Genomic DNA, 12,324 nt, shown 5'->3' on the forward strand with positions numbered 1-12,324 from the left:
ATTTCGCCGGATACAGAGGCTAACGAACTCGGTGTCCGGGGGTGCGGGCAGGTTTGGGTCGAGGCGGCGGGGACGGGGTTCGGGTCGGTGGACGGCTGGCACGGCCGGGGTGAGGTTTCCCTGGGCGATGCGGACGGCTTGGGGCGACGGGGGCAGCGCGGGTCGGGCAGTGTCCACTTGACGGAGACGGCTCCGGCTCGTCGGGGCAGCCCTGCTGGCGCGAGCCGGGCGGGCAACGCGGGCGCGAGACTCTCCGAGGCCAGCAAGCCTTCGGCTTGGACCGTGCCGCTCGGCCAGGCGGCAGCGCTGCTGGCGCGAGCCGAGCAGGCAGGACCGGGCGAGACTCCCCGAGGCCGGTAAGCCTTCGGCTGGGACGGCTCCGGTTCGCCGGGGGGCGGGTCTCGAGCGCTGCTAGGTCAAACCTCGCTGACCAGGCAATGCGAGAGGCGAGAAACCCCGGAGTCAGCGCCCGCGATGGCGCGGAGAGCTCGGATTCGCAGGAACTGGAGCGCCGACGCAGGGGTGACGCGGACTGGTCGGGACCGTAGCGCTGGAGTTCAGGCGGGTGCGGATGAGCGGACTCACCGCAGTCTGCACCCCGGCGAGGCTGGACCATGCCGCCCCGCGCGCCGGGCAGGTCACAGAAGGCGCAACTGCTCCGCCTCCCCCACCCGTTGTTCAGGCACCTCCGTGTCCGGCGGGTCCGGTTCCGTCCGGGTTTCCGAATGCGCCCTGGGGGCTCGCGGGTCCAGACCGTGCCGCCGAAGCAATGGCGCTACCACTGTGCCCAGGCGTTCCCGATACCCGCGGTCGACGTAGCTTCCTCGGGCGTACAGGCGGCGGTATCGCGGCGCCAGCTCGGGATATTCGCGCTTCAGCCACGCGGCGAACCACTCCCGCGCGCCCGGCCGGAGGTGCAGGGGCAGGACTGTCACCCTGGTCGCCCCGGCTTCGGCCAGTTGGGCGAAAAGCGGGTCGAGGGCCTCGGGCGAATCTGTGAGGTACGGCAGCACCGGCGCGACCATCACCGAGCACGGCAGACCCGCCGCGGCGGCTTTGCGGATCAGGTCCAGTCGGGCGCGCGGGGTCGGGGTGCCGGGTTCCAGGCGGCGCTGCAGGTCGCCGTCCAGCAGGGCCAGTGACACGGCCAGGTGGACTGGGACGTCCTTGCCCACCGACTCCAGCAGGGGCAGGTCGCGGCTCAGCATGGTGCCCTTGGTGAGAATCGACAGCGGGGTGCCGGAGTCGGCGAGGGCGCGGATGATCCCGGGCATCAACCGGTAGCGGCCTTCGACGCGCTGGTACGGGTCGGTGTTCGTGCCCATCGCGACCGGTTCTCGTTGCCAGCTCGGCCGTTTCAGTTGCGCGGCCAGCACTTCCGGCGCGTTGACCTTGACCACGACCTGGGTGTCGAAGTCGCGGCCGGCGTCGAAATCCAGGTACGTGTGGGTGTTCCGGGCGAAGCAGTTGTGCGACACCATCCCGTCGGCGATGAAATCGCCGGTGCCCGTCGTGATGTCGAACAGCGGCAGCTCCAGCCCCGTCGGCGCGACGGTCGCGACGGTGCGTCGGACTCCCCCGATCACGGTGCCGTCCAGGGAGCGTTTCCACTCGACGGCCGGGTCGACCAGGTGCAGGAACCGCAGCACCTCGCCGGTGCCGCCGGTGAGGCGCGCTTGCCTGCGACCGGGGTGCTGGCGGTGGCCGACGGTGTCGTAGCCGAACGAGAACCGGTCCAGTGCGGCGAACAGCATGTCCACCACTTCGTTCTCGTCGTGCGCGATGGAGAGTGTGCCGCGCCGGTAGCCGCCCGCCAGGTCGAAGAGTCCGGCCAGGAAACCGCGCGCCCAGTGCGCGTCCGGTTCGCGCGGGATGCGCATGAAGCCCACTGACGAACCGAAATCCGGCAGATACGCCAGGGCTCGCGCGGCAGCGTCCGATTCCGCAGCGAACCCGCCTGAGCGCAGCATTCCGCACAGGTACCCGGCGCGGTAGCCGAGCGTGTCGTCCGGCGTGCGCGTGAACCGGCCGCCGCCGACCAGTTCGGTGCCGGGTTCCAGGTGCGGCCGCTGCGCGGTGCCGAGTTTGCTGCCGGTGACGTATTTCCAGCCGCGCGAGCTGAGGAACCGGTGGTCCGGTCCGGCGACGATCCGGGTGCCGTCGTCGAGCGTGACGCGGTACGCCGGGCGCACCGTGGTCCAGTGCGCGAGCACCTCGGTGGGCACGAGCCTGCGCGCGACGCCGTGTCCGCGCGTGCCCATGATCCGGTCGCCCACGCGCAGCTCGGCGATCGGCTTCGCGCGGCCGTCGGCCATCAGCACCGGCGTGTCGCCTTCGAGGCAGTACGTGCACGCGTGCGAACACCCGCGATACGGATTGACCGACCACCGGAACGGCACCGCGGACGATTCGGGCACCCGGTTCAGCACGGACCGGGCGCGCACCTCGTGAAAGGTGACGCCGCCGAACTCCGGAGCGCGCACCGAGCGCACCACGTCCCCGAAGGCACCGAGACCGGGGAGTGCCGGCTCCTCCTTCCCCGCTCGCAACTGTTCCCAACGCACCCCTACAGTCGAACACATGTTCTAAAGCACTGTCAAACATATGTTCGAACACCCCTCGAACGAGCGAGGTGCAGGCTCAGCCGCCGAACCGCTCCAGCGCGCGGATCTTGTTCGTCGCGTCGAGGGCCGCGACCTTGTACGCCTCGGACAGCGTCGGGTAGTTGAAGACCGCGTCCACCAGGTAATCCACTGTCCCGCCGCAGCCCATCACGGCCTGGCCGATGTGGACGAGATCCGTCGCTCCGGTGCCGAAGACGTGCACTCCCAACAACTTCCGGTCCGCCGTCGACACCAGGAGCTTCAACATCCCGTAGCTGTCCCCGGAAATCTGGCCGCGCGCCAGCTCCCGGTACCGCGCGATACCGACCTCGTACGGCACCGAAGACGACGTCAGCTGCGCCTCGGTCGCGCCGACGTACGAGATCTCCGGGATCGTGTAGATCCCGATCGGCTGCAACGCGCCGATGTCGTTCGCCGGTTCGCCGAACGCGTGGTACGCGGCGAGCCGGCCCTGGTCCATCGACGTCGCCGCCAGCGCAGGGAACCCGATCACGTCGCCGACCGCATACACGTGCTCGACCGACGTCCGATAGTGCTCGTCGACCTCCAGCCGACCGCGGCGGTCCGCGGTCAGGCCGGCGTTCTCCAGCGCCAGCGCACCGGTCATGCCCTGCCGCCCGGCCGAGTACATCACCGCGTCCGCCGGGATCCGCTTGCCGCTGACCAGCGTCGTCACGGTGGCGTCGTCGGAGACCGCGACGTTCGCGACCTTCTCCCCGAACCGGAACGTGACGCCGAGGTCGCGCAGCTGGAACTTCAGCGATTCCACGATCTCCGGATCGCAGAAGTCGAGCATCTGGTCGCGCTGCTCGACCACCGTCACCCGCGAACCGAGCGCGGCGAACATCGACGCGTACTCGATCCCGATCACCCCCGCGCCCACCACGACCAGCGAGGACGGGATCGCCTCCATCGCCAGGATCTCGTCGGAGTCGAGCACGCGCGCGGCGTCGAAGTCGACGTGGTCCGGGCGCGCGGGACGGGTGCCGGTCGCGATCACGACGTAATGGCCGGTGATGGTGCGCCGGTCGCCGCGGTGTTTGCCGTCGACCAGGACGGTGTGCGGGTCGGCGAACGAGCCGATGCCGCCGATCAGGTCGACGTGGTTGCGCAGCAGCTGCGCGCGGACCACCTGCACCTCGCGCCCGATGACGTGCTGCGTGCGCGCCATCAGGTCCGCGATGGTGATGTCCTGTTTCACCCGGTAGCTCGCGCCGTACAGCTCGCGCTGGTTCATCCCGGTCAGGTACAGCACGGCTTCGCGCAGCGTCTTGGACGGGATGGTGCCCGTGTTGACGCACACGCCGCCGACCATGTCGTGGCGGTCGACGACGGCGACTTTCTTCCCCAGTTTCGCCGCCGCGATGGCGGCTTTCTGCCCTCCCGGGCCCGAGCCGATGACGATGAGGTCGTACTCGTATTCGCTCACGGACCCGAGCCTGCGCATCCGCGCCGGTCGGCGCAAGTCCTCACGAGCGCAAGGCGCCCCGGCGGCGGTGCAGATCGGTGACCGAGCCGAGCGCGGCGTCGAGCTCCTCGCGCAGCAACGCAGCCTGTTGCGCGGCGACGTCCTCCCCCAGCAACTCCGCGAACCGCCCCCTCTCCAGCAGTGCCAGCGCCTCCCACGGCGACGACGCCAGCTGTCCGCTCAGCGCACCCGCGTCAGGCGGCGACAGCTGTTCGGCCAGGCCAGCGGTACCGGCAGCGATCAGCGCGGCGACGACGAGGTGCGGCTGGGCGTCCGCGCCTGCGAAGCGGAACTCCAACCGCGGCGCGGCGGACGTCCCGCACAACCGGACCGAAGACGTCCGGTCGTCCGGTCCCCACCGCAGTTCACGCGGTGAGAACGGAGCCGTGCGCAGCCGGACGTAGCTGTTCCACGTCGGCGCCCACACCGCGGACAGCGATCGTGCGTCCCGCATCACTCCGGCCAGAAAAGCCCCAAGCGCGAACGGAAATCCGACCGGTCCGTCCGAAGTAGACAGTGACAGATGGACGTGGCACGAATTCCCCTGACCGGGTTCCGGCGCGGCGAGGTAATCGGCCTGCACATCGTGCTGGGCGGCGACCCGCCGGGTCACCGTCTGCAGCAGCAACGCGTCGTCGCAGGCCGCGAGCGCGTCGCGATGCCGCAGGACGACCTCGTACTGCCCCGGATGACACTCCGCCCGCGCCGATTCCACACCGAGACCGACCGTCGCCGACCGCAGATCCGCCAGCAGCGGGGCGAGCCCTTCGGTGCCGCCGAGGGCGTAGTCCACGCCATGCTCGGTGAGCGGATCCCCTGCCAGGTTACGGAAAACCACCTCGTGCTCGATTCCGATCGACGGAACCAGCCCGTGCTCCTCCAAGCGCGCCAGCTGCGTCCGCAACACCGTCCGCGGCGCAAGCCCAGCCGGTTCGCCGGACGGAAACTCCGCGTCCCCGACCACTGCCCACGTCTGGTCGCCGAGCGGAAACGCTGTCGCCGCGTCGAGCTGCACGCGCAGGTCGCCGAACCCGCCGAGATACGGCTTCAGCGCAGCGGTCTCCGGCAGCGGCTCACGCTCCGGAGTCCAGGCGAAGACGTAGCTGCACACGCCGTATCCGCTGTCCACCACCTCAGCAGCGAACGGCGCAGCCAGCTCGACGGCCGCGAACCGCGCGTGCGGATCGGGCACCAAAAGCACCAGCCGAGCACCGTCCTCGGCGAGCACTCGACGCAGCACCTCAGCCGCCGCCGTACCCGCCTCGGCGCGCACGGCCAGCGACCTCGGCCCGACCGGACGGTCGAACGGGCTCACCAGGCACCGTCCGGATCGGGCGCGTGCAGCGGGTTCGGCACGCGACCCCAGCGGACGTCGAACTCGTCGTCGCGTTCCACCTTGTCGAAGCCCTGTCCGGCGAGATGCTCGCGGTTGAGCGTGACCCGCTCGACGTCCGGCGCGAACAACCGGCAGGCGTCGAATCGCTCGGCCACCTCGGGGTTTTCGTCGCGGTAGCGGCCGACGACCTCGCGCACCAGCGCCCAGAAGTCGCCGCGCGCCAACCCGAGATCGTCCAGCAGCAGTTCCGCCCAGAACCGCAGCTGCCCGGAGAAAACCGAGCTGAACAGCGACTGCGCGAGCAGGTGCGCGGGCCAGCGCAGCATGTCGGCGGCGGCGTCCGGCGGCAGATCCGCGTAGCAGGGCAGTTCCTCGTCCAGCAGGTCGACGCCCTGGGCGAAATCCTTGATCGCGATGCGCAGCGGGCGGCCGTCCGCGTCCACCACGAGCACGAGATTCTGGCCGTGCGGGCAGAATCCGACGCCGTACTGGAGCAGCCAGTGCAGCAACGGCGTGAGCAGCAGATCGAACAGCCTGGACAGCCACGCCTCCGCACCGTCGCCGGACTGCGTGATCAGCCTGGTCAGCACGGTCTCGCCAGCGGCATCGCGGTACGGCAGCGCGGCGAACGAGATCGCCTGCTCCCCCTCGGCGAGCCGGGCGACAAGCGGTTCGCGCCACAGCGCACCGAGCGTTTCGTGGAACCGGTACGGCAGTTCCTCCAGCGAGCCGAACAGCGGATGCTGGACCGAAACGCTCGCCACCTCGCCGAGCAGCTCGAAACGGTATTTCTCGGACAGCAACGGATCCGCCGCGTCGATCCCGCGCAGCCATTCGGTGACCGACGGCCCGGCGAGCGTCGCCGCGGAGTTCAGACCGCGGTAGACGAGCGTGTTGCGCACGGAGACGGCGGTTTTCACGTCGCGGCGGTCTGGCCGGGAGCGGTTGGCGAGGGTCCGGACTGTCTGATGTGGACGGTAGACGTCGCTGCTCTCCCCCAGCTCGGCCATCCGGCCGGTCGCCAGCTCGGCGGCGTAGAGCGTGCCGATGATTTCGTCGGCCTGCCAAGGATGCACCGGCACCCAGACGTAGTCGGCGGGAGCGCCGAGCTGGGCCGTGCGGGCGGTGAACTCGGCGCGGGTCTGGTCGTCCAGCTCCTCGCGCAGCAGGGTTTCCGCGTCGAGCCCGGCCACGCTGCGGAACTGCGCGAGGTCCCGGTGCACGGCGTACCAGCGCAGCCGGATATCCGCGCCGGACTCGGGCGCGTAACGGGCACGGTCAGGAGCGGAAAAGCCGACGCGGCCCTTGTTGAGGACCAGCCGAGGGTGGCCGGTCAGGTGCCCGTCGGCGAGGTTGTAGTCCATCGTGGACAGTTCGGCGGCGGTCGGTGCGCGGTGCAACCGGGTTGCCTCATTGGCGACCGTCGAGGTCAGCTCGGCGAGGACGTCCGCCAATCGCAGACCAGTGAGACCGAGCCGTTCGCGCGCGTCGACGATCAACGTGCGCGGGTCGTCCATCGGAGCCTCCACGCCGTCAGCGGTCCGGATTGCGCTGCCGGGCAACACTGTCCACGACTCGAACGCGCCTCGGCGTGCTTCGAAACGGTACGAAACGCCGTCGGGCAGGTCGAGCTGCCAGCTGCGGTGTCCGGCCCGCGTCGGTTCGCCGGGCTCCGGCACCAGCATCGCTTCATAGGACAGCTCGCCGAGCATTTTGTGCGTGACGAGCGAGCCAGCGGCCCGCCAAGCAGCGTCGTCGGTCAGGGTCACAGGTCCTCCGTCTGGTCGAGGCCGAACGTGGTGAACGCCGTCCGCTCGGGCAGGTCGTACACCGGTTTTCCGCATACCGCGTTGAGAATCGCCGCCGCCCGCCACGCGCCGAGGCCGAGATCCGGCGCGCCGGGACCGTGCGTGTGCCGTTCCGCGTTCTGCACGAACAACGGCCCCGGCACGTCGAGTTCGACCCGATAGTCGGCACCGATCACGAGCCGCCCCTGCGCGTCGCGGCGAACCGCGTTGCCAAGTCCTTGCAGCAATTGCCCGGTCGGCGTTTCCGCGTAACCGGTAGCAGCCACCACCGCGGACGTCCGGTGCGTCGCGGTCGTTCCTTGCTGGACGTGGCGCAGTCCCAGTTCGATCCCGTCGCCGACAGTCGCGGACACCACCTCGACGCCCGGCGTCAGCACCGCACCCGGCCAGCCGCCGCCGATGCTCCGGCGGTAGAGCTCGTCGTGGATCTCCGCCATCGTCTCGGCGTCGATTCCTTGGTACAGCTGCCATTGCGTGGGGAGAAGCTGGTCCCGGACCGCCTCGGGAAGGCCGTGGAAGTACGCCGTGTAGTCGGGGGTGAACTGCTCCAGGCCGAGCTTCGAGTACTCCATCGGCGCGAACGCCGGTGTCCGCGCGAGCCACCGCAGACCGTCCATAGTGGATCGCGCACGCAGCAGGTCGAGAAACACCTCAGCGCCCGACTGCCCGGAGCCGACCACCGTCACCGAATCCGCAGCGATCAGCTCCGGCCGATGCGTGAGGTAGTCGGCGGAATGCAGCGCGAGCACGTCGGGCGCGGAAACCAAGGGCTGCAACGGTTTCGGAACGCTCGGCTGCGTGCCGACGCCGAGCACGACCGCCGCCGCCAGCACCGGTTCCGCACCCTCGACGGTCAGCTCGAACGCCTCTTCGCGGTCGATCCAGCGCAAGCCGGTGACCTCGTGCCCGAACCGGCACGACGGCATCCGGGACGCTGCCCAGCGGCCGTAGTCGTCGTACTCGGCGCGCGGCAGATGGAACCGCTCGGCGAAGTAGAACGGCAGCAATCGGCCGCGTTCGCGCAGGTAGTTGAGGAACGAATGGCGGTTGGTCGGGTCGACGAGCGTCACCAGGTCGGCAAGGAACGGCACCTGCAGCGTCGCGCCGTCCAGCAGCAGCCCTGGGTGCCAGCGGAACTCGGGACGCGCGTCGAACAGCACGACTTCCAACTGGTCGAGCGGATCCGCCAGCGCGGCCAGCGACAGGTTGAACGGCCCGATCCCGACCCCGGCGACGTCGTAACGCCTCACGACGCGACCGGGCTTTCCCGCGTGACGCTCGTGCGCAGGTCCGCCGCGACCGTGGCCACCGCGTCGAGCAGCGCGCGGTAGTCGGCGGGTTGGGTGTGCGGATGCAGGAGGGTGAGCTTGAGCCACAGCTGCGCCTCGCCGTCCGGTCCGGTCGGCAACGAGCCGCGACCGATCACCGCGGTGCCGTCCTCGAGAAGCGTGCGGCGCACCTGCGCGACCAACTCGTCTCCGGCCGCTCCGTCCGCCGCCACCGGACGGAAGACCACTGTGGACAGTTCGGGTTCGCCCCACGATCGCAGCGCCGGATGGTCCTCGACCATCGCGTGCACGCCGGAAGCGTTGGCACAGCAGCGTTCCACGAGTGCCCCAATCCCGGCCGTGCCGAGCGCGCGCAGCGTGACCGCCATCCGGAACGCGTCCGGACGCCGGGACGTGCGCAGCGAACGGCCGAGCAGATCGGGCAGTCCAGCTTCGGTGTCGTCGTCGGCGTTGAGGTACTCGGCGCGGACGGTGAGCGCCTGCAGATCGGCCTCCCCGCGCGCGGCGAAGACGCCAGCGGCCACCGGTTGCCAGCCGAATTTGTGCAGGTCAAGCGCGACTGAATCGGCCAGCTCCAGACCGGCGAGGCGCGAGCGAAGGGTTTCGCTGCAGAGCGCGAGACCGCCGTACGCCGCGTCGACGTGCAGCCGCGCTCCGGTCCGGCGGCAGATTTCGGCGATCTCCGGCAACGGGTCGATCCGGCCGGTGTTGGTGGTGCCGGCGGTCGCGACGACCACCGCCTGCGCGCCGAGCGGCCCCAACGCCTCGGCCAGCGCGGACGGGACCATCCGGTCGTCGACGCACGGCACCACGACCGGCGCGGGCAGTCCGAGCAGCCATGCCGCGCGGGCGACGCTGTGGTGCGAATTAGCTCCGCAAACCGGGCGCGTGACGGCGGATTCCCGGGCGAGCAGGAGGCCGAGAAGGTTGGATTCGGTGCCGCCGGAGGTGATGACGGCGTCCGGGCGTGCGGCGTCCGGGTAGCAGAGCCGAGCGATCCCGGTGGCGAACTCGCGCTCGATCTCGCTCGCGACCGGTGCCTGGTCCCAGGAGTCCATCGACGGGTTCAGCGCGGAGGCGACGACGTCCGCGGCGACGGAAACGGCCAGCGGCGGGCAGTGCAGATGCGCGGCGCACGCCGGGTCGCCCGGGTCGGCGGATCCGGCGGCGAGCAGGGCGGAAAGCTCTTCCAGGGCTTGTTCGGCGCCCACCCCGTGCCGAGGGAGCCCGTCGGCGGACTGGGTGCGGGCGAGGGTCGCCGCCACCGCGGCCGGGCCGCCTGCCGGAACCGGACCGCCGCGTTCGGCCGTGCCCGCCGCCATTCCGCGCAGTGCCGCCGGAAGCAGCTGGGCCAGCCGGTCCGCACCGCCGGGGCCGCCCGCGAGCCACTCCGCCGAAGCCACGCCGGACGAGGCCGTCGGCGCTGAGGGCGCATCCGCCATGGAACCGCCTTTCTTAGGGTAACCTTGCCTTACCCTGCGCAACAATACGGATACCCACCGGCACGCTGCGAGCGGGGCCCGCGCGGCAGCGAAACGGCCGGCGCCCCCCTTGGGGAGCACCGGCCGTTTCAAGGCAGGAGTTAGCGCGACGGAGCCAGCCCGCACACCTGCACCGCGAGCACGGGCGTGGTCGGCCCGTTGTCCACAGAGGACTGCATCGGCGAGTCCACGGCATCGTCCGGGATCGGCGAACCTCAGCCCTCCTTCCCGAGAGCGGCCAGTTCCCGGTGGATCCACTCGACCTGGGTGCGCATGAGGTTCTCCGCGACCTCCTCGGCCTGCGGCGTCATGTGCGTCGCGCCCGCGAGCGGCAGGAAGCCGTGCGCGCGGCCCTTCGCCAGCAACGCCGAGGAAAGCCGCAGCGCGTGCGCCGGGAAGACGTTGTCGTCGGCGAGGCCGTGCACGATCAGCAGCGCCCGTTCGAGCGAACCGGCACTCGCGATGAGCGAGTTGTGCTCATAGCTTTCCGGCTCGTCTTCCGGCTTGCCGAGGTAGCGCTCGGTGTAGTGGGTGTCGTACAGCGACCAGTCGGTGACCGGCGCGCCCGCGACCGCCGCGTGGAACACGTCCGGCCGCCGCAGCACGGCGAGCGCGGAGAGGTAGCCCCCATAGGACCAGCCGCGGATCGCGACGCGCTCGAGGTCCAGTTCGGGGTACGCCGCGGCGGCCGCGTGCAGTGCGTCGACCTGGTCGGCCAGCGTGACGTCGGCGAGCTTGCCCGCGATCTCCTTCTCCCACGCCGGTCCGCGCCCGGGCGACCCGCGACCGTCCACGACCAGCACGGCGAAGCCCTGGTCGGCAAGCCACTGCGGGGTGAGGAAAGCGTTGCGGCTCTGGAGAACCCGCTGCGCGTGCGGGCCGCCGTACGGGTCGAGGAGCACCGGCAGCTTGCCTTCGTCGGGCTCGTAACCGCGCGGCAGCACCAACGCCGCGCGCAGCTGGCGTTCGCCGAGAGTGAGCCAGGTCAGGTTCGGGACGATCTCCGGGTCCACAGTGGACGATGCGATCGACCCCGCCTCGGCGCCGTCCCGCAGCACGGTCACCTTCGGGCCGCTGTGGTCGAGACTCCACGAGGAAAGCACCGTGAGAGCCGCGCTTCCCGAACCGACGTGCACACCGTCCGTTGTGGACAGTCGCCGCACCTTGCCGTCTTCGGTGCGGTACAGGTGGATCTGCGTCGGGTCGCTTTCCGAGGCGGTGAACAGGATTTCCTCGCCGACGTGCAGCACCATCCGCAGCTGCATGCCCGGCGGCGTGACCGGTTCGCCGTCCACCAGGAGCCGGTGATCGCCGTCCGCCGCGCTTTCCACCACCAGCTTGCCGTCCGCGGTCCACGCGGGCACGCCCTGGAAGATCTCGACCCAGTGCTCGTCGGTCTCGGTGTGCACCTCGGCGACCGAACCGTCGGACGGATCCAGCGCGAGCACCGTCAGCCGCTTCTGGTCCCGCGGCTGCACGGCCAGCAGCGGCTGCCCGCCCGCCGACCAGTGCACCGTGACCAGGTACTCCCAGTCGCCTGGCGCCACGTCGACGCGGCTGCCGTCCAGGCTCAGCACGGCCAGCGACACCTCGGCGTTCGGCGAGCCCGCCGCCGGGTACGCCACGACGTTCGCCGGCTGCTGAGGGTTCGCCGGGTCGCCGATCGTCCAGCGCGGCACCGGGCCGCGGTCCGCGCGCTCCACGATGACGCTGCGCCCGTCCGGCGCCCACCAGTAGCCGCGCGTGCGGTCCATCTCCTCGCCCGCGATGAACTCCGCGAGCCCCCAGGTGACGTCTTCGTCGTCCTCGCCGACGAGCACGCGGTCTTCGCCGGTCGCCAGTTCGATCACGTGCAGGCGCCGCTCGCGCACGTACGCGACGTGCGTGCCGGTCGGGTTCGGCCGCGGGTCGATCACGGACCCGTCGACCAGGATGCGCGTCTCGCCGGTCGCGAGGTCGAGCGTGTACAGCTTGCCCGACAGCGTGAACGTGACGACGGTGAACGCGTCGTCCACCCCGAAGGCCACCACGCCACCGCCGGTCTCCCGGGCCCGTTCGCGGCGCGCCCGCTCCTCCGGCGGCAGGTCCTCGTCGCCGGACACCAGCTCGGCCGCGTCGATCAGCTTCGTCTCCTCGCCGGTCGCGAGGTCGAACGACCACAGGCTGTGCCGCGGGTCGGTACCGGTGGCGCTGCGCAGGAACAGCACCCGCGAACCGTCGGGGGCGACCCGGAACTGCTTGGGCGCGCCGAGAGTGAACCGCTGGGTGCGGGCCTGCTGGCGGAGGAACGGAACGTCGTCGAGTGCAGAATCGGTCAC

7 protein-coding genes are annotated in these 12,324 nt (G+C 70.8%); all 7 read right to left on the bottom strand.

Translation table 11 applies throughout. The features are described 5' to 3' along the window. Positions 1-638 precede the first annotated feature (638 nt). Positions 639-2,564, bottom strand: a complete 1,926-nt coding sequence (locus tag EIZ44_RS26070; RefSeq protein WP_205673304.1) for an intein-containing Rv2578c family radical SAM protein — start codon at positions 2,562-2,564, stop codon at positions 639-641. Positions 2,565-2,640: 76 nt separating this feature from the next. Beyond that, on the bottom strand, positions 2,641-4,071 hold the full coding sequence (gene sthA, locus EIZ44_RS26075) for a Si-specific NAD(P)(+) transhydrogenase (protein WP_167754279.1): 1,431 nt from the start codon (positions 4,069-4,071) through the stop codon (positions 2,641-2,643). A 22-nt stretch (positions 4,072-4,093) separates the two neighbouring features. Further along, positions 4,094-5,407: a type I glutamate--ammonia ligase gene (locus tag EIZ44_RS26080; protein ID WP_134731749.1), complete on the bottom strand. Its 1,314-nt coding sequence runs from the start codon at positions 5,405-5,407 to the stop codon at positions 4,094-4,096. Next, positions 5,404-7,197, bottom strand: a complete 1,794-nt coding sequence (locus tag EIZ44_RS26085; RefSeq protein WP_134731751.1) for an IucA/IucC family protein — start codon at positions 7,195-7,197, stop codon at positions 5,404-5,406. The genes EIZ44_RS26080 and EIZ44_RS26085 overlap by 4 nt, the downstream gene beginning before the upstream one ends. Further along, complete coding sequence (locus tag EIZ44_RS26090; protein WP_134731753.1) at positions 7,194-8,486, bottom strand: lysine N(6)-hydroxylase/L-ornithine N(5)-oxygenase family protein; 1,293 nt, start codon at positions 8,484-8,486, stop codon at positions 7,194-7,196. Before EIZ44_RS26090 ends, EIZ44_RS26085 begins: the two co-directional genes overlap by 4 nt. Next, on the bottom strand, positions 8,483-9,967 hold the full coding sequence (locus EIZ44_RS26095) for a pyridoxal phosphate-dependent decarboxylase family protein (protein WP_134731755.1): 1,485 nt from the start codon (positions 9,965-9,967) through the stop codon (positions 8,483-8,485). The genes EIZ44_RS26090 and EIZ44_RS26095 overlap by 4 nt, the downstream gene beginning before the upstream one ends. A gap of 254 nt (positions 9,968-10,221) precedes the next feature. After that, positions 10,222-12,324 carry a S9 family peptidase gene (locus tag EIZ44_RS26100; protein WP_134731757.1) on the bottom strand — a complete coding sequence of 701 codons (2,103 nt, stop codon included), beginning with the start codon at positions 12,322-12,324 and terminating at the stop codon, positions 10,222-10,224.

It is taken from the genome of Amycolatopsis nivea, assembly GCF_004522235.1.
Taxonomy (GTDB): domain Bacteria; phylum Actinomycetota; class Actinomycetes; order Mycobacteriales; family Pseudonocardiaceae; genus Amycolatopsis; species Amycolatopsis nivea.

What these genes read in the sequence shown, in the direction of transcription:
- sthA (WP_167754279.1), bottom strand. Translation starts at nt 4,071, where the DNA reads ATGCGCAGGCTCGGGTCCGTGAGCGAATACGAGTACGACCTCATCGTC.
- EIZ44_RS26095 (WP_134731755.1), bottom strand. Translation starts at nt 9,967, where the DNA reads ATGGCGGATGCGCCCTCAGCGCCGACGGCCTCGTCCGGCGTGGCTTCG.